19 protein-coding genes are annotated in these 17,547 nt (G+C 70.8%); 9 read left to right on the forward strand and 10 right to left on the reverse strand.

The window, feature by feature from the left end; translation table 11 throughout:
• The first annotated feature begins 7 nt into the window (after window positions 1-7).
• Complete coding sequence (locus KZ829_RS38250; RefSeq protein WP_220148724.1) at window positions 8-373, forward strand: HPF/RaiA family ribosome-associated protein; 366 nt, start codon at window positions 8-10, stop codon at window positions 371-373.
• Window positions 374-500: 127 nt separating this feature from the next.
• Window positions 501-1,022: a pyridoxamine 5'-phosphate oxidase family protein gene (locus tag KZ829_RS38255; protein WP_220148725.1), complete on the forward strand. Its 522-nt coding sequence runs from the start codon at window positions 501-503 to the stop codon at window positions 1,020-1,022.
• On the opposite strand, the gene KZ829_RS38260 is transcribed toward KZ829_RS38255, so the two are convergent.
• Window positions 1,012-2,022 carry a hypothetical protein gene (locus KZ829_RS38260; RefSeq protein ID WP_220148726.1) on the reverse strand — a complete coding sequence of 337 codons (1,011 nt, stop codon included), beginning with the start codon at window positions 2,020-2,022 and terminating at the stop codon, window positions 1,012-1,014. The two genes, KZ829_RS38255 and KZ829_RS38260, sit on opposite strands and share 11 nt — an antisense overlap.
• A gap of 69 nt (window positions 2,023-2,091) precedes the next feature.
• Window positions 2,092-3,135, reverse strand: coding sequence for an NAD(P)-dependent alcohol dehydrogenase (locus tag KZ829_RS38265; RefSeq protein WP_220148777.1), 1,044 nt, complete (start codon window positions 3,133-3,135; stop codon window positions 2,092-2,094).
• 175 nt (window positions 3,136-3,310) lie between these two features.
• Between KZ829_RS38265 and KZ829_RS38270 the strand changes: the two genes are divergently transcribed.
• The 6 genes from KZ829_RS38270 to KZ829_RS38295 all read left to right on the forward strand — a co-directional run bounded on the left by KZ829_RS38270 (window position 3,311) and on the right by KZ829_RS38295 (window position 8,174).
• Complete coding sequence (locus tag KZ829_RS38270) at window positions 3,311-3,826, forward strand: ribbon-helix-helix protein, CopG family (RefSeq protein WP_220148727.1); 516 nt, start codon at window positions 3,311-3,313, stop codon at window positions 3,824-3,826.
• Between the two features lie 71 nt (window positions 3,827-3,897).
• Window positions 3,898-4,743 carry a DUF4097 family beta strand repeat-containing protein gene (locus KZ829_RS38275; protein ID WP_220148728.1) on the forward strand — a complete coding sequence of 282 codons (846 nt, stop codon included), beginning with the start codon at window positions 3,898-3,900 and terminating at the stop codon, window positions 4,741-4,743.
• Between the two features lie 20 nt (window positions 4,744-4,763).
• On the forward strand, window positions 4,764-5,696 hold the full coding sequence (locus KZ829_RS38280) for an ATP-binding cassette domain-containing protein (protein WP_220148729.1): 933 nt from the start codon (window positions 4,764-4,766) through the stop codon (window positions 5,694-5,696).
• Window positions 5,693-6,514 carry an ABC transporter permease gene (locus KZ829_RS38285; RefSeq protein ID WP_220148730.1) on the forward strand — a complete coding sequence of 274 codons (822 nt, stop codon included), beginning with the start codon at window positions 5,693-5,695 and terminating at the stop codon, window positions 6,512-6,514. Before KZ829_RS38280 ends, KZ829_RS38285 begins: the two co-directional genes overlap by 4 nt.
• A 79-nt stretch (window positions 6,515-6,593) precedes the next feature.
• Window positions 6,594-7,385 (forward strand): RNA polymerase sigma factor SigF, encoded by a 792-nt coding sequence (locus KZ829_RS38290; protein WP_220148731.1) that lies wholly within the window; start codon window positions 6,594-6,596, stop codon window positions 7,383-7,385.
• Window positions 7,386-7,730: 345 nt separating this feature from the next.
• Window positions 7,731-8,174 carry a hypothetical protein gene (locus KZ829_RS38295; protein ID WP_220148732.1) on the forward strand — a complete coding sequence of 148 codons (444 nt, stop codon included), beginning with the start codon at window positions 7,731-7,733 and terminating at the stop codon, window positions 8,172-8,174.
• On the opposite strand, the gene KZ829_RS38300 is transcribed toward KZ829_RS38295, so the two are convergent.
• The 5 genes from KZ829_RS38300 to KZ829_RS38320 form a co-directional block, all read right to left on the reverse strand.
• Window positions 8,141-8,713, reverse strand: coding sequence for a GNAT family N-acetyltransferase (locus KZ829_RS38300; protein ID WP_246636963.1), 573 nt, complete (start codon window positions 8,711-8,713; stop codon window positions 8,141-8,143). The two genes, KZ829_RS38295 and KZ829_RS38300, sit on opposite strands and share 34 nt — an antisense overlap.
• Before the next feature lie 329 nt (window positions 8,714-9,042).
• The gene (locus tag KZ829_RS38305) at window positions 9,043-9,303 is read right to left on the reverse strand and encodes a hypothetical protein (RefSeq protein ID WP_220148733.1); all 261 of its coding nucleotides are present in this window, start codon (window positions 9,301-9,303) and stop codon (window positions 9,043-9,045) included.
• A gap of 246 nt (window positions 9,304-9,549) precedes the next feature.
• Entirely contained in the window at window positions 9,550-10,875 is a 1,326-nt protein-coding gene (locus KZ829_RS38310) for an MFS transporter (protein WP_220148734.1), read from the reverse strand.
• Between the two features lie 54 nt (window positions 10,876-10,929).
• Entirely contained in the window at window positions 10,930-11,259 is a 330-nt protein-coding gene (locus KZ829_RS38315) for a transcriptional regulator (RefSeq protein ID WP_220148735.1), read from the reverse strand.
• On the reverse strand, window positions 11,256-11,927 hold the full coding sequence (locus KZ829_RS38320) for a hypothetical protein (protein WP_220148736.1): 672 nt from the start codon (window positions 11,925-11,927) through the stop codon (window positions 11,256-11,258). Before KZ829_RS38320 ends, KZ829_RS38315 begins: the two co-directional genes overlap by 4 nt.
• A 108-nt stretch (window positions 11,928-12,035) precedes the next feature.
• On the opposite strand from KZ829_RS38320, the gene KZ829_RS38325 reads away from it, so the two are divergent.
• A complete protein-coding gene (locus KZ829_RS38325; RefSeq protein WP_220148737.1) occupies window positions 12,036-13,169 on the forward strand; it encodes an EAL domain-containing protein in 1,134 nt (377 codons plus the stop codon).
• Here the strand turns inward: KZ829_RS38325 and KZ829_RS38330 are convergent.
• The 3 genes from KZ829_RS38330 to KZ829_RS38340 are packed head-to-tail and all read right to left on the reverse strand — an operon-like array spanning window position 13,166 to window position 17,399.
• Complete coding sequence (locus tag KZ829_RS38330; RefSeq protein WP_220148738.1) at window positions 13,166-14,563, reverse strand: sigma-70 family RNA polymerase sigma factor; 1,398 nt, start codon at window positions 14,561-14,563, stop codon at window positions 13,166-13,168. The genes KZ829_RS38325 and KZ829_RS38330 overlap by 4 nt on opposite strands.
• 11 nt (window positions 14,564-14,574) lie before the next feature.
• Complete coding sequence (locus KZ829_RS38335) at window positions 14,575-15,951, reverse strand: family 43 glycosylhydrolase (protein ID WP_220148739.1); 1,377 nt, start codon at window positions 15,949-15,951, stop codon at window positions 14,575-14,577.
• Between the two features lie 17 nt (window positions 15,952-15,968).
• Window positions 15,969-17,399 (reverse strand): AbfB domain-containing protein, encoded by a 1,431-nt coding sequence (locus KZ829_RS38340; protein ID WP_220148740.1) that lies wholly within the window; start codon window positions 17,397-17,399, stop codon window positions 15,969-15,971.
• Window positions 17,400-17,547 lie beyond the last annotated feature (148 nt).

Consider the following 17,547-nt stretch of genomic DNA (forward strand, 5'->3'; position numbering starts at 1 on the left):
TGTTCAGATGAGTGCCGTCACCGACCCGGCCACCGTCGCGGAGTGCCTGCGTATGGGCGCCGGATTCTCCCAAGGTGACCGGAACTGGCTGGTCGAGCAGTTCAGCACCCTGGACGCCCGGCTAGCCGGGTTCCACGCCGACGCCACCGAGCTGGAGATCATGGTGAAGGACCGGGCCGCCCGCGGCCAGAAGGTCACCCTGGAGTGCTGGCTCAGCGGCGGCGAGAAGATCGTCACCACGTCCTCCGAGGAAGACCTGCACGCGGCCGTCATGGACGTCCGCGACGATCTCCGGCGGCGCATCGACGACGTCAAGGGCAAGCACAACCGGAAGCTGCGGGAGGTGCCCCAGCCCGCCGTGGCCGAGGAGTGACACGTTCACCTGGCGGATGGCCGCCGCTCACCCGGAGTCGACCGGCGGCGGCCACCGTGGGTGCGTGGCGGGAGAGGACCGATATCGTACGGGTGTCCGCCGATGATCGTCCCGCTACCGTGACGGTATGCGTGAAACGCCGGTAGAACTGATCGAGCTCCAGGCCCTTCTCGACGCCTCGCTGTCCCGCTCCACCGACCACCTCCAGTCGATCTTCACGGATCGTACGGTGACGGCGGAGCAGCTCACCGGCGTCCTGACCGGCATGTGCACCCTCGCCCTGTCCACCGTGACGGCCAAGGGCGAGCCACGGATCAGCGGGGTCGACGGCCACTTCCTGCACGGCAGGTGGGTCTTCGGCACCGCCCGGACCGCGGCGAAGGCGCGCCATCTCGCCGCCCGCCCGGCCGCCAGTGTCGCCCACCTGCGCGGCGAGGATCTGGGCGTCTTCACCCACGGCACGGTCGAGACCCTGAACCCGCTGGGCGGCGCCCCGGCCGACGACTGGCCGGAGCTGCTCGCCTACTTCCAGGACTTCTACGGCGCGGACGCGTTCGACTGGGAGCTGGAGGTGGTCTACTACCGCCTCCACCCGCACTGGATGACCGTCTACGCCCCCGACGTCACGAAGCTCACCGCTACTTCTTGAAGACCAGTTCCAGCAGTTCCGGGCCGGCCACGCGCAGGGTGGCGCCGCCGTCGATCGGCTCGACGAGCGCCCGCTTGCAACCGTCCTTCTCGACCGAGACCGAGCCGCCCCGGGTCAGGTGCAGGACGGCGAAGCCGCTGGCCGGGGTGGTGCAGGCGGGCGCCGGCGCGGACGCGAGCAGTGCCTTGCGGACGGCCTCCCACGCGCCGTCGTCCATCAGGCCGCCGGAGCGGAAGTCGCCGGCCGGCTTGTCGCCGCCCCGTTCCTTCTCCGGCACGAAGTAGACGCAGCGCCGGACCTCGGTGGCGGTCGGCAGCGAGTCGATGTCCACCTCGCGGACGTTGTCGAACGTCCCGTACGCCCAGGTCATGTCCCCGTACGTCTGGGAGCAGCCGGCCTGCGCGGCGGCGGCGGACTCGATCTCGCTGACCACCTTGCTGGAGATCTCGGTGGTCTTCAGCTTCTCGAAGACGTCGCGGAACTCCATGCGGGGCTTGCCGCACTCGTCGATCGGGACGCCTGGCCGCACCCATCGGCCCTGCGCGTCGAGCAGCACGAGCCACGGCACGGCGGGCAGGTCGGCGGTACACGCCTCGGCCTGGGTGTCGACGTCCGGCAGCCGCAGGGCCGGCAGCAGCGCGCCGAGATCGCCGGTCTTCGACTCGAACTCGACCAGGTCGCTGCCGCCGGACGGCCGCTCCTTGACGGTGGTGCCGCAGATGACGGCGCTGACCGGCTGGAACGAGTCGTCCAGCAGCGGCATGGTGAGTGCCTCCTGCGCTCCGTCGACGCCGATCGGGTCCGCCGGCCGGTGCCTGGCGCAGGACTCCCACCGGTCGTTGGTGGTGAGGGTGCCGATCCGGTCCGCCAACCGGAGATCGCTGTCGCCGACGGTCGCGCCGGGCCGGGCGCTGTCGCTCACGGTTTCGCCGGGCCGGGCGCAGCCGCCCACGAGAAGGGTGAGCATCGCGATCGTCGCGACTGTCGCTCGAACGGGCATCCGGGTCCTCCAGCATCGGCGGTTCCTGTGTTCCGCCGGTGTGACGTGCCCGGATGCCCGCCGGTTCCGCTATCGCAGCGAATCGACGTCGATCACGAACCGGTAGCGCACGTCGGACGTCAGCACCCGCTCGTACGCCTCGTTGACCCGGTCGGCGTCGATCAGCTCGATCTCCGGGGCGATGCCGTGCTCGGCGCAGAAGTCGAGCATCTCCTGGGTCTCGGCGATGCCGCCGATGCTCGACCCGGCGAACGAGCGCCGGTTGCTGAACAGCGTGAACACCTTCACCGGCAGCGGCTCGGGCGGCGCGCCGACGTTGACCATGGTGCCGTCCAGGCGCAGCAGCCGCAGGTAGGCGTTGACGTCGATGGGCGCGCTGACCGTGTTGACGATCAGGTCGAAGGTGTCGGCGAGCGCCTCGAACGTGGCCGGGTCGCTCGTCGCGTGGTAGTGCTCGGCCCCGAACCGCAGCCCGTCGTCCTTCTTGCCGAGGGTCTGCGACAGCACGGTGACCTCGGCGCCCATGGCGACGGCGATCTTGACAGCCATGTGCCCGAGGCCGCCCATGCCGACCACGGCCACCTTCCTACCGGGCCCGGCCTTCCAGTGGGCCAGCGGCGAGTAGGTGGTGATGCCGGCGCAGAGCAGCGGAGCGGCGGCCTCGTGCGGGATCGCCTCGGGCACCCGCAGGACGAAGTCCTCGTCGACGACGATGTGGGTGGAGTAGCCGCCCTGGGTGACGGTGCCGTCCCGGTCGGTCGACGCGTACGTTCCGACGTTGCCGTTCAGGCAGTACTGCTCCTGGCCGGCGCGGCAGTTGGCGCACTCCCGGCAGGAGTTGACCATGCAGCCGACCCCGACCCGGTCGCCGACCCGGTGCCTGGTGACCTCGGCGCCGACCTTCGTCACGTGGCCGACGATCTCGTGGCCGACCGTGAGCGGGTACGGCACCTCGCCCCACTCACCGCGGACGGTGTGGATGTCGGAGTGGCAGATGCCGGCGTAGCTGATCTCGATGAGGACGTCGCGGGGTCCGGGGTCGCGCCGCTCGACGGTGGTGCGCACGAGCGGGTCGGTGGCCGACGGAGCCGCGATGGCGTTGACGGTGAAGATGGTGTCCTCCGAGGTGGTGATGTCTCTCCGTACTGAAGATCTTGCCTGGGAAACGGTGGGCACGACCACCCGGAGGGGTGTACTGACAGGGCATCCCCACGTCCGGTGCCAACCTGGCACCAGAGTTGTGCCATAGGGTCTTGCGCTTGTGCCATCCCAGTGCCACAGTAGTGCCATGGACTTGACCACGTATGTGAACAACCTCGGACGCGAGTTCGCCGCGCTCGCCGAGGCCGGCGGCGAGGAGGCGCGTGCGCTGGTCGAGCGCCTGACCGGCCCGCTGGAGTCGGCGATCCGGATGACGCTGCTGGAGACGCTGACCGCCGCCGCCGACGAGATCACCCGCGACCTCGCGCCCGGCTCGGTGGAGCTGCGCCTGCGCGGCCGCGACCCGGACTTCGTGGTGGCGCTGCCCCCCACCGAGCCGTTGGCACCGACCGGTGCCACGCCCGACACGAAGGCCGACCCGCAGTTCGCCGAGGACGGCCCGGCCACCCGCCTCAACGTCCGGATGCCCGAGCAGCTCAAGGCCGCGATCGAGGAGGCCGCCGCCCGCGAGGGCCGCTCGGCCAACGCCTGGCTCGTCCGGGCCGCGGCCGCCGCACTCCAGCACTCGGAGCCCGCCCGGCCCGCCGAGCCGTCGATCCCCGGCCCGCCCGGCAGGAAGACCTTCAGCGGCTGGGTCCGCTGACCCACCGCACCACCCTCACACCCGTCCCCACCAGCGGAGACGGTCCACGTACCGATGATGTGGAGACCGCCATGCCAAAATTCGGCACCCCCGGCCCGATCACCCTCGACCTCGACCTCGGCGGCGCCGACGTCCAGATCACCGCCACCGACCGGACCGACACCCTGATCGAGGTCCGCCCCCGCAACGCGTCCGACGAGTCCGACACGAAGGCCGCCGAGCAGGTCCGGATCGACCACACCGACGGCACCCTGCGGATCACCGGCCCGAAGTACCGCCCGCTCGAGTTCTCCCGCCGGTCCAAGGCGGTGGACGTGACCGTCGAACTGCCCAGCGGCTCGACGGTCTCCGCCGACGTGCAGATCGGCAACTACCGGTCGGCCGGCCGGCTCGGGGACAGCCGGTTCAAGACCTCCGCCGGGCACGTGTCCGTCGAGCACGCCACCGGCCTGCGCGTCACCACGGCCGCCGGGCACGTCACGGTGGGCCGCGTCACCGGTGACGCCGACATCTCCAGCGGCAGCGGACGGGTCCGGGTCGGCGAGGTCGACGGCGGCGCCACGGTCAAGAACAGCAACGGCGACACCACGATCGACACGGCCGGCGGTGACGTACGGGTCCGGTCGGCCAACGGCGCCATCACCGTCGGGCGGGCCGGCGCCGATGTCGACGCGAAGACGTCCAACGGCGAGATCCGGATCGGCGAGGTGGTCCGCGGCTCGATCACGATCGGCACCTCCATGGGCGACCTGGACATCGGCATCGCCGAGGGCACCGCCGCCTGGGTGTCCGTCGACACCGGATTCGGGCGGGTGTCCAACCAGCTGGCGAACACCACCGGCCCGGGCAGCGGCGACGAGACCGTCGAGATCCGCGGCCGCACCTCGTACGGCGACATCACCATCCACCGCGCGTGACACTCCCCGAAAGGACCCCCATGACCTCCGCGATCACCGTGACCGGGCTCCGCAAGTCGTTCGGCGACCAGGTGGTGCTCGACAACCTCGACCTGACCGTGGCCCGCGGGACGGTGTTCTCCCTGCTCGGCGCGAACGGCGCCGGCAAGACCACCACCGTCAAGATCCTGTCCACGCTGCTGCGCCCGGACGCCGGCGACGTCCGGGTCGCCGGCCACGACGTCACCCGTGACGCCGACGCGGTCCGCGCCGCGATCGGCGTCACCGGCCAGTTCTCCGCGGTCGACAATCTGCTCACCGGCGAGGAGAACCTGCGGCTGATGGCCGACCTGCACCACCTCGGCCGGCGCGACGGCCGGCGGAAGGCAACCGGGCTGCTGGAGCAGTTCGGACTCACCGACGCCGGCGGCAAGGCGGTCTCCACCTACTCCGGCGGCATGCGGCGACGGCTCGACCTGGCGATGACCCTGGTCGGCAGCCCACAGGTGATCTTCCTGGACGAGCCGACCACCGGCCTCGACCCGCGCAGCCGCCGGGACATGTGGCAGATCGTCCGGGACCTGGTCGCCGGCGGCGTCACCATCTTCCTCACCACCCAGTACCTGGAGGAGGCCGACGAACTCGCCGACCGGATCGCCGTCCTGGCCGGCGGCCGGCTGGTCGCCGAGGGCACCGCCGACGAACTGAAACGGCGCATCCCCGGCGGGCACGTCCGCCTGCGGTTCGCCGAGCAGCAGGCCCACGACAAGGCCGTACGGGTGCTGGGCCAGACCGCCCCGGACGGCGACGCGCTCGCCCTGCGGGTGCCCAGCGACGGCAGCGTCCGCTCACTGAAAGCCCTGATCGACCAGCTCGAGGCGCACTCCCTCGAGGTCGGCGAGCTGTCCGTGCACACCCCCGACCTCGACGACGTCTTCCTCGCCCTCACCGACGACAAGGTGGCCATCGCATGAGCACCCCGACCCTCACCGCCGCCCCGGCGCTGCGCTTCCACCCGCTGCGCGACTCGACCACGATGCTGCGCCGCAACCTCAAGCGCATGCTGCGATACCCGTCGATGACCGTCCTGCTCATCGGCATGCCGGTCATCTTCCTGCTGCTGTTCGTCTACGTGTTCGGCGGCACGATGGGCGCCGGCCTCGGCGGGTCCGCGGCCGACGGGCGCGCCGCCTACGCCAACTACCTGACCCCCGGCATCCTGCTGATGACCGTGATGTCCACGGTGCAGGGCACCGCCATCGCGATCGCCATGGACATGACCGAGGGCATCATCACCCGGTTCCGGACCATGCACATCGCCCGCGTCTCGGTACTGACCGGGCACGTCATCGGCAGCCTCATCCAGGCGATGCTGGCGGTCTCCGTGGTGACCGGCGTGGCCCTGCTGGTCGGCTTCGACCCCACGGCCGACCTGCTCGGATGGCTGGCCACGGCCGGTTTCGTCGCCACCGTGGCGTTCGCCTTCATCTGGCTGGCCGTCGCCCTCGGCCAGGCCAGCGGCACGGTCGAGACGGCCAGCAACGCACCCATGCCGCTGATCCTGCTGCCGTTCCTGAGCAGCGGCTTCGTACCCACCGAGTCGCTGCCGGCCGGCATCCGCTGGTTCGCCGAGTACCAGCCCTTCACCCCCATCATCGAGACCATGCGCGCCCTGCTCGCCGGCAACCCGCCCGGCAACGACCTGTGGATCGCGCTCGGCTGGTGCGCCGTCATCGCCCTGGGCGGCTACCTCTGGTCCAAGCGACTGTTCAATCGCGAATCCAAACTCTGAACCGGTTTACCGGCGCGGGCGACCGGGAAGTACCCGGTCGCCCGCCGTAGATTCCTGATAGACCGAGGGAGCAACCCGGATGACCGTCCTCGCCGACACCGCCGTCCACGACGAGGCCGCCACCAGCACCGACCGTGCCAGTGAGCTGATCAGCGCGATGGCGGCCCTGCCCGCCGGCCACCCGTCCCGGCCCGCCCTGCGGGACCGCGCCATCGAGGCCTGGCTGCCGCTGGCCCGGCACCTCGCCAACCGGTACGCGAACCGCGGCGAACCCCGCGACGACCTTCACCAGGTCGCCATGGTGGGCCTGATCAAGGCGGTGGACCGCTTCGAGGCCGACCGGGGCGTCGACTTCAGCGGCTTCGCGATCCCCACCATCGTGGGTGAGCTGAAGCGCCACTTCCGGGACCGCACCTGGTCGGTGCGCGTGCCCCGCCGCCTCCAGGAGCTGCGCCTGGCCATCACGGCCGCCAACAGCACGCTGAGCAACACCCTGGGCCGCTCCCCCACGGTCGCCGACATCGCCGCCCACCTGGGCATCAGCGAGGACGAGGTGGTCGAGGGCCTGGAGGGCGCCCGCGCCTACAACTCGACCAGCCTGTCCACCCCGGTCGCCGAGACCGGCACCGAGCTCGGCGACACCCTGGGCGGCGAGGACGCCGGTTACGAGGCCGCCGAGTTGCGCGTCGCCCTCGGCCCGGCGCTGTCCAGCCTGGACGAGCGGGAGCAGAAGATCGTCACGCTGCGCTTCTACGGCAACCTCACCCAGCAGCAGATCGCCGACCAGATCGGCATCTCCCAGATGCACGTCTCCCGGCTCCTGGCCAAGGCGCTGGTCAAGCTGCGCGGTCAGCTCGAGGCCATCGCTTGACTTTTCCGGTACGCCCGGCCCCGTCCCGTCTTTTCAGGACCGTTCCGCCAGCCCACGCGATCCCGCTGCCCACTCCCGCCTGTGCCGCCCCCGCCGGGCTCAGATCGGTGGTCCCGCAGGCCGGCCACCCCGCCACTCCCCGCCTGCCGCCGCTCGCGCGCCTCCGGCTGGTTGTGGGGGGTGTGTCAAACGGGGTTAGTAAGCACCCCCAACCCCCCCGGGGGGGGTGGGCCTCCCCCCGGGCTTCGCCCCCCCCCCCACAACCAGCCGGGTGGGGTTGTCCCCCGTACAAAACGGGGAGTTCACGCCAGTGAATGCGGGATCCGGGCGGCCGAGACTCGGCGTATGACCGTTCGAAGTACCACCACTGTTCGGCCCGCCGCCGTCGATCTCGCCTTCTGGCTGTGGCTGGGGGCTCTCGGGGCCGGCCTCGCCGAGATGCTGCTGCGCTGGGAGGAGGCCGGGCCGGGTGGCATCGCCGTGCGGACCGGCCTCTACGCCGTACTCGCCCTCGTCATGCTCCGGATGCGGGACGGCCACAACTGGGCCCGGCTCACCCTCGCCGTCGGGCTCGGGATGCTCGGCACACTGTCGCTGATCGTCGAACCGATCGGCTGGCTGCTCGACGGCAACGACGTGGGCGCGGCCATCGGGCGGGCCGACCTCACCGCCCTGCTCGTGGCCGGCTCCCGGGTGCTGCATCTGCTGTGTGTGCTGGCCGCGACCCCACTGATGTTCACCGGCCCGGCGGGCGACTACTTCACGACGACCCGGGTCACCACCCAGTGATGTTTGCCGATCTGGCGGGTTCGGGTGAAGCCCTGCCTCTCGAACAGGGCCACCGTGGCGTTGTAGAGGAACGACGACGACGGGGTACGGCCGCCGATCTCCTCCGGATAGCTCTCCACGGTGCCGCCACCGAGCCGGGCGATCTCCTCCAGCGCACCGGCCAGCGCGGCCTCGGCCACCCCGCGGCGGCGATACTTCTTGTGCACGTAGAAGCAGGTGATCCGCCAGTCCGGCAGCACGCTGAGACCCACCTCGTACGCCCGGCGGTGTTTGATCCGTGGCAACTCGCCGGTGGGGCCGAACTGGCACCAGCCGACACAGAGGTCGCCGTCGTACACGAGCGCCGCATGCGCCTGTCCGGCCGCGACCCGCCGCTGCTTGTCCTCACGGTTCTGCTGTGGAGTCCGGTCGCGGCCGACGCCTTCGGAGTGGAAGCCCATGCACCAGCAGCCGCCCCAGACACCGTTCTGATCCTCGACGAGGGCGGCGAAATCCGGCCACGTCGCCGGGTCGAGGGCTCGCACCGTGAATCCGGGCACAGGCGGCAGGCTATGGCTACGCCGGCGGATCACACAAGTGTTCGGAGGACCGGGACCCTAGAACCGTCATTGGTCGAGGTGCGGGACAAATCCGGGTTGCCCTGGATTCTCTTTCTCGGTTGTCGCCTGGCATCGATGTCAAGTCACCTGTTCGCGCGCTTCCCACCTTCGCCGCGAGATCCGGCCGACCGCAACGCGTACCGCAAAAGGAGCGAAACGCGGGCCTCGACCATCGCCAGACACCATTGGTGATCAGGGTCCGGTCGGGGACCCGCCGCCCCAGGCGTGGTGCCCGGGGCGGAAGGCACGGACCGGCTCGGCGCGCCGCCTTACGGCACGCAGTCCACGTCCACCGGGTCACAGTCGAAGGTGGGCATCGGCGGCGGGCTCAACGTCCCGTACGTCGGCGGCACCGTCTCGACCGGCCCGGTCGGAATCGGCTTGGCGGGCGGTGTCGGGAAGCTCGGCTCGACCGAGACGGTCGGCGTAGGTACGGGCGTCTCGTCGGCGAAGGCCGGCCAGGCCGTCGCCAGGAGACCGGCGGTGACGGCCGCGAGCGCGGCCACGGACAGAGCTTGCTTGCGGCGCATGTCATTCCCCCGTTTGGAGCTCACGATCCGCCGTCCGGCGGATCGACGGGAGTCAAGGTAGCAGCCGACCAGTCACGCCCACATCCCCGTCCGTTTCTGTTCGGCCCGCTTGCCCCCTTGTGAACCACATCCCCTCGCCGAGCCGGCGCCCCCTCGACGGCGGCCGGCCGGCTTCACAGGGGACAACGAACGGTACGTCGTCGCCGTCTCCTATGGACCCGACTCAGACCCTGGCCCGAAAGGTGTCTAGCGGAACGGGACGCGCTCCGCCACGGTGTCGTCGAGCCGGGTGCCGCGGGTTTCCGCCGCGTAGCCGGCGACCGCGAGCGCGGCCAGCAGGAACGCCGCCGCGAATACGGTCAGCGCGACCGTCAGGGAGAGGGCGATCAGGGCACCGCCGGCCAGCGGGGCGGTGACCGCGCCGATGCGGGCGAATCCGCTTGCCGCGCCGAGCCCAGAGGCGCGCAGCTGGGTCGGATAACGCTCCGGGGTGTAGGCGTAGAGCGCGGCCCAGGCACCGAGGGTGAAGAAGTTCATCAGGCCGGCAGAGATCAGCACCATCGCCGACGTGTCGGCCACCGCCCAGCCGAACGTGGCGACAGCGGCCGCGGCCAGATAGCCGGCGAGCACCGGTTTTCGGCCGGCCCGTTCGACCAGCCAGGCCGCCGACAGGTAGCCGGGCAGCTGGGCCAGCGCCAGGAAGAACACGTACTGGTAGCTGCGCAGGAATCCGTACTCGTCGGCGAAGATCTGCGGCAGCCAGGCGAAGATGCCGTAGTAGCCGAAACCGATCAGCAGCCACACCGTCCACAGCAGCAGGGTGGTCCGGCCGAGCGCGCCGCGCAGCAGGTCGCCCGGGCCCGCCGTGCCCTGGCCCGCGGGCAGCGTCAGCGGCCTGGCCGGTGGCGTGACCCCGTTGATCCTTGCCACTTCGGCCACCAGCGCGGAGGCTGCGGCCACGTCGCCGCGGGCGAGCAGGTAGCGGGCCGACTCGGGAACCCGCAGCCGGGCCCACAGCACGAGCAGCGCGGCGGCCGCCGAGGTGGCGAGCAGCCAGCGCCAGCCCACCGTCGGCATGATGATCAGGGCGAGCGCCGCCGCGGCCACCGTGCCGACCGCCCACCAGCTCTCCAGCAGTACCAGCCAGCGGCCGCGGTCGCGGGTCGGCAGGTATTCGGTGAACAGTGCGAAGTCGAGCGGCATCGCCCCGCCAAGTCCGAATCCGGTCAGTGCTCGCAGTACCGCGAGCCAGACCGGGCCGGGTGCGAACGCGGACGCCAGCCCGAACACCGCGAAGATCGCGATGGTGAGCTGGAAGCCGAGGCGCCGGCCGACCCGGTCGGCCATGATCCCCCAGAACCAGGCGCCGGCCAGCATCCCGGCGAAGGTGGACGCCACCACGAGCCCGGCCTGCCCGGAGGTGAGGCCGAACTCCTCGGTCACGCCGGGCAGCGCGAACGACAGCAGCAGGATCTCGGCGGCGTCGGCGGCCCAGGTGATTCCGCACAGCAGGAAGAGCCGCCGCTGGAATCTGCCGAACCCGACCCGGTCGATCGCGTCCTGAATGTGCACGCCAGTTCACGCTACCCGCGCTTCCCGACCGCATGACCGATTTCGGCCAGTTCCCTACTGGTCCGTGGTCTCGACGCGGGCAATGAGCAGCTTCAGCCGCCCGATCTCCTCGGCGAGCGCCGTCCGCCCGGCCGCGGTGAGGGTGATCCAGGTCCGCCCCCGCTTGCCCTCGTAGCCCTTCTCGACCTCGATGAGTCCGGCCGTCTCCAGGACGCCGAGGTGCTGGGACAGGTTTCCCGCGGTCAACTGCAACTGGCCGCGCAGGTAGCCGAACTCGACCCGCCGCGCCTCGTGCGCGATGGTCAGGATGCCGAGGCGGACCCGCTGGTGCACCACGTCGTCCAGGCCGGTGACCGGGTGCGACGGCTCTGTCTCGGCGGTCATCGCCGCCGGGCCAGCGCGAATCCGGCCGCGCCGAGCAGCAGCACCAGACCGTTGATGACCTGCTGCGGCACGAACTCGGCCGGCACGCTCTGATGGGTCTGCCAGCCGAAGTCGATCGGCACCAGGACCACGGCCAGGTAGCCGAGGGTGAACAGCAGCAGTCCGGTGTTGCGCTCCAGCCGGGCCAGCACCAGCAGCGCGACGCCGATGATGCCCCACGGCGCGACCAGCCGGTCCAGGACCATCCACCCGTACGGCAGCGGTTCGGTGGGTGGCGGGTTGTCGGCCAGGTACACCCGGACGGCCACCCAGGCGGCGAGGAAGACGAGGATCAGGGCGGCGCCGGTGATCGCATACGGCAGGACGCGGGCGTCCACCCCGCGGGACCAGGCGATCCGCCGGTAGACGTAGGCGATCGCCGCGTACGCCACCAGCAGTGCGGGCGGCCAGTAATACAGCACGCCGTCACGGGAGAACTCGCACTCGCCGGTGGGCGCGCAGTCGACCCGCATGCCGAACCAGTCGAACGGGATCGCCGCGAACGTCACGACGGCCAGCACCAGCAGTGCGACCCAGGTCACCCGCTGATCGCGCCGGACCCGGTGGGTGAGGTCGTGCACCTCGGACAGCAGCCGGCGGGGGTCGCCGGGCACCGCATCAGTTGTCATGCCAACAGGTTTCCATCACAAACCGATTTGCACAAGTGCAACCCTCAAGTCCGGGGGCACGGGGTCCGAAAGACATCAGTGTCCGCCACGGGAAGGAGTCACAGGCTGATGCGCTCGGTGCCGACGATCGACCTCACCATCGGTGCACTGCTGGAGGAACGGCGCGTACGGTCGGTGTTCCAGCCGATCGTCGACCTGTCGACCCGTACCGTCATGGGGTTGGAAGCCCTCGCCCGCGGGCCTGCCGGCACCACCCTGGAATTCCCGGACCGGCTCTTCGCCGCGGCCCGCGAAGCGGGACGGCTCGGCGACCTGGACATGCTCTGCTTCGAACGCGCCGTCGAAGGCGCGCTGGCGGCGCCGGTCGCCCCGCCGCTGCTGTTCGCCAACGGTGAACCCGGCGTCATGGACCGGCCGCGGTCACCGTGGCTGATGGACCTGTTCGCGGCCCGGCCTCCGTTCCGGACGATCCTCGAATACACCGAGCGCGCCCTGCCGACCGTCCCCGGCAGCATGCTCCGCCTGGCCGGAAAGATCCAGGTCGACGGCAACGGCATCGCCCTGGACGACCTCGGGGCGGACCCGATGTCGCTGGCGTTCCTGCCGATCCTGGAACCCGAAGTGATCAAGATCGACATGAACGTGATCCACGACCCGGACACCGAACACTCCCGGACCGTCGCCGCCGTGGTGCGGGCCGAGGCCGCGCGGACCGGCGCCGTGGTGATCGCCGAGGGCATCGAGACCGAGGAGCACCTCGCCACGGCCCGGCGGCTCGGGGCGCGCTGGGGACAGGGCTGGCTGTTCGGCCGGCCCGGCCCGATCGAGAACGTCCGGCACTTCGACCCGGCGGGAGCCGGTGTGCTGCGCCGGTCACGGCCGCGATTCCACCAGCCGGTGGGTACGCCGTTCGAGGTAGCGACCCGGAGCCGGCCGGCCCGGCAGCGGGTTCCCGGGGATGTCGAGGCGGGGCTCATCCGGCTGCGGGAGACCGCGATCGATCACGACTGCGCGGTCGTCGTGGTGTCCCACCCGGGGCTCGCCGGGCTCCTCCAGGGGCTCGCCGCGCCGGGACGGGCGGTGGTGCTGCTCGATCAGCCGGTCGGGGGCGAGTTCGTGGCGGCGGTGGTCGGGCCGGGCTTCGGGTACGCGATGTGCGTCCGCGACAGCGCCATGGTGACCGTGGACGACCTGCCCACGGCCGCCGCGGTCAGCCGGGTGCTGCTGTCGCACACCGCCTAGGTCCTACGGACGATCCAGGTGCTCGCCGCCGTGAACGCCGGGGTGCCGTCGGTCTCGTCGATGCCCAGCTCGCCGTCGGCCCGGTAGTGGATCACCCGGGCCGGGTAGTTGTCCGAGCGCAGCGTCACCCGGCCGTCGTCGCCGGTGAGCGGGCACCAGGTGGCGTCGGCCCGGAAGATCGCACTGCCGTCCGGCGCCGCCAGCTTGATCCGGAAGGCGTAGTGGCGCAGGTAGCGGCCGTCGGCGGCGCGCAGTGAGACGCAGTCGGGGTTGGACATTCCCTCGACCACGGTGAAGGCGGTCCGCCGAGTCCTGGTCTGCGCCAGTGTGGCCAGTTCGGGGCCGGACGCCAGGAAACGGCCCGGGGTGGCGACCAGTTCCAGGGAACGGGTGCCGGTCAGCGTCACCGGTGCTGCAGTGGCGCTGACCGCGGCCGACGAGTTCGGCCTGTTCACCGCGGCCGACGCGCTCGGCCTGCTCACCGCGGCGGGCGTGCTCTGCGCCCCGGGCAGCATCACCACGCCGGCGGTCACGGTGGCCACCGCCGCCACCGACACCGTCGCCGCTGTCGCTGTCTTCACCATCGCCGTGGTCTTGGCAAAACGGCTCAGTGCCGCACCGGCCAGAGCGGCCGGCACGGCGACGAGAGCCAGGTCTCCCAACAGGCGGTCCACCGGGATCCGGTCACCGTTGGCCCGCATGCAGACCCCACATCCGCGTACGTGCCGCGCGAGCCGTTTGCGCCACAGCGGAGCCGGCTCCCCGTCCCAGCCGTCCGCCGCCCGGGTCAGCCCGGCGCAGACCCGCTCGGCGGAGAGCGCGGCCACGACAGCCCGCGCGTTCTCCAGTTGCTCCCGCATCCGGTGCACGCGGACCCCGGCGTGGGTGAGACCGACCCCGAGGGCGTCGGCCGTCTCCTGCCGGGTGATCCGCCCGGCCAGCTCCTGCCACCACAGGGCGAAGAGGCCGCGGTCATCGGGATCCAGCCACCGGCCGGCCCGCGCCACCTCCCGCCGCTGATCGTGCAGGCCGAGCCGCAGAACGGCCAGCTCCTCGAAACCGCCACCGGACTCGGGAAGATCCGCCGCGTCGTCGAGCGGCACGGCCCGTACCGCCTCCCGGTCCCGGCGGCCACGATGCGCGCTGATCTCGCGCATCGTGATGACCAGAAGCCAGGACCGGAACCGGTCCGGATCCCGCAGCGAGCCCAGATCCCGGACGACGTCCAGCAGCACCTGCTGGACGACGTCGTCGGTGTCCGCGTGCCGGCACAGCGCACTGCCCACGACGTTGTAGACGAGCGGCAGACACGCCCTGATCAGCTCCTCCAGTGCCCGCTGATCACCCGCGCGGGCCGCGCTGACGAGGCGTCGGCAGGTCTCATCAGCGATCATCTGCTATCCCGTCACAGGGTGGGCACCACCGGCATGATCATGCCGTCGGCGCCGAAACGCAACGGGTCGATCGTGACCTCGCGGTTGGTGCCGTCACCGGCCGGGACCGCGAACCGGTGGTAGGCGACATACCAGGTGTCGGTGCCGGGCGCCTGCACGATCGAATGATGACCGGGCCCCTTGATGCCGAGGCTCAGGTTCTTCGACAGGATCGTGCCACGGTGCGTCCACGGGCCGAGCGGCGACGTGCTGGTGGCGTACTCGACGTGGTAGTTCTCCGAGCGCGTGTCGTCCACCGAGTAGGTCATGTGATAGACGCCGTTGCGCTTGACGACGAACGGCGCCTCACGGAAGTTCGGCAACCCGAAGGTGGTCACCCTGGCCGGATCGAACGAGATCATGTCGGCATTCAGGGGTACGGCGTACGCGTACCCGTTTCCCCAGTACAGATAGGACCGGCCGTCATCGTCGGTGAACACCGCCGGGTCGATCATCTGCCCGCCGCGGAACCCGGCCGCGATCAGTGGACGGCCCAGCGCGTCGGTGAACGGCCCGGCCGGGCTGGTCGAGGTGGCCACACCGATGTTGGTGTCGCCGCAGAAGTAGAGGTAGTAGCGGCCGTTGCGGTAGGCCACCGTCGGCGCCCACGCCCGCCCGCTCGACCAGTCGACCTGGGTGGCCAGATCCAGGACGGTGCCGTGATCGGTCCAGTTCACCAGGTCGGTGGAGGAGAACGCCTTGAACCGCGTGCCGCTCCAGCCGGCGTACCCGTCGGTGGTCGGATAGATGTAGTAGCGGCCGTTCAGGTAGGCGATGTTCGGGTCGCCGTACAGGCCCTTGATCACCGGGCTGCGACGGCCGGCCACCCACGGGGTGGTGACACGGAACGAGCTGTCCGCCGCGAACGTGCCGGGGTTGGTGGTCGACGGGTCGATCCAGAGCTGGTTGTCGCGGTGGCGCAGGAACCGGCCCGGGTAGTTCGACGACTCCAGGCGCACGGAACCGCTCACCGACCCGTCCCGTACGCAGAAGGTGGCGTCGGCGAGGAACGTGGCCGTGCCCGCGTTGCTCTCCAGGCGGACCCGGAAGTCGCGGTGGCGTAGCCACATGCCGTTGGCCGCCTGGAACGAGACGCAGCCGGCGCCGCCGGCCAGACCCGGCGTCACGGTGAGGGTGGCGTCGCTCTTGAGCTGGGCCGTGCTGCTCGAGGTGACCGCGACGACGCTGCCCAGGTAGTCGCTGTGCCGGATGTACCGGCCGGTCAGGTTGACCGACTCCAGCGACCGGGCGCCGGTCGGGATCTCGGCGGCCGCCGCCGGGCCGGCGGCGACGGCCACGACCATCGACGAGCCCAGGAGTACGGTCGCCGCGCGGGCGAGATTGCGCATGGTTGCTCGCTTTCCGGTCAGCTGGTCAGGCGGAAGGTGGCGTCGGCCCGCCCGGTGGCGGTGGTGATCTCGTCGAGCCGCAGCAGGTAGTTGTAGTGCCGCAGGTAGCGGGTCGGGTTGTTGTAGGACCGGAACGACACCGCCGAGGAGTCGGCCAGCCCGGCGACCCGGGTGAAGGTGGCGTCGGCGGCGAAGGCGGTGCTGCCGTCGTTCGGGGCCAGCGCGAAGTCGAAGTTGCTGTGCCGCAGGTGGTAGCCGGGGAAGTTGGTGGACTCGATCGACACACCGCTCGCGCCGGCCAGGCCGGGTACCAGCCGCCACTGGGAGTCGGCCGGCGGGGAGACGCCGGCGTCGATGCGGGCGTCGAAGTTGCTGTGCCGCACGTACCGGTCGGTGAAGTTGTACGACTGGATCCGGTTGACCCCGGTCGTGAAGGTCGCCCACTTACCGTGCAGCGCGGTGCGCTGCGCCTGGGTGATCGGCAGGATCGTGCCGTGCCGCTTCCGGCTGGCGCCCAGCGCGTACTCCGAGGTGCCGCGGATCCGGTAGGCGCTCAGCGAGGCGGGATTCATGGTGGTCAACGGCAGATAGCCGCGGCCGGACGCGTACTGGTCGACCCACAGGCCCCACTCGTTGCGATCGTTGAACTTGTGCAGGATCGGGCCCTCCACCTGAGCCCCGGTCAGGCCCAGCCCGGACAGATCGCCGAGCCGGGTCCAGCCGCCGACGATCTGGTTGCTGCCCTCGATGGTGATCTGCCCGTCGCCGGAAGCCCGCACGTACCGGTAACCACCCACACTGCCCGCGATCTCCAGGATCTGGGTGTCGATGATGCCCTGCGTGCCCGGCCGGTCGATGTAGACCTGCGGGCTCGTGAAAGTGCGGAAGTCGGTGGTGCGGGAATAGTGGATCCGCGCCTTGTCGGTAATGGTCGCCCAGTAGACGACATAGTTTCCGGCCGCCGCGTCGTAGATGGCCTCCGGCGCCCAGGCGCAACCGGCGCCCGAAATGGCGCCCGCGACGTTCACCAGGCGCGGCGCCGACCAGGTGGTCAGGTTGGTGGACTCCCACACGACCAGGGAGGTGCTGCCGCTGTGCTGGGCGACGTCCCAGCCCTTGCCGCTGGCGATCCGCAGGTCGGTGGCGATCAGGTAGAACCGGTCGCCGGCCGGCGAGCGGACCAGGGCCGGGTCGCGGACGCCCTTCTCCCCCACGCTGGACAGCAGCACCGGCTGCGACCCGTTCAGGTCGGTCCAGTGCAGGCCGTCGGTGCTGGTGGCGAAGTACATCTGCTCGCCGGTGGCGCTCTCACCGGTGAAGTGCGCCATGAGATAGGCGGTGTACACGTCGGCGGCCGCCGCGGGCCGCGCCGGGAGACCGACGGCGGCCGTGACGACGGCGCCACCGATCGCCGCGAGCAGTTCCCGCCGTCGTGGCTGATAGCTCATGAAATGCCTCCGGGAATGGCATGCCTTGTTAAGCCTTTATTAAGAACACATGTTATCGCTAACACATTGGCTGTCAAGGCGGTCAATTCTTAAAGGCACGTACATTCCGGGAGCGCGCACATTACAGAAATCCGTACACGATTTCCCA

It is taken from the genome of Actinoplanes hulinensis, assembly GCF_019429605.1.
Lineage (GTDB): Bacteria > Actinomycetota > Actinomycetes > Mycobacteriales > Micromonosporaceae > Actinoplanes > Actinoplanes campanulatus.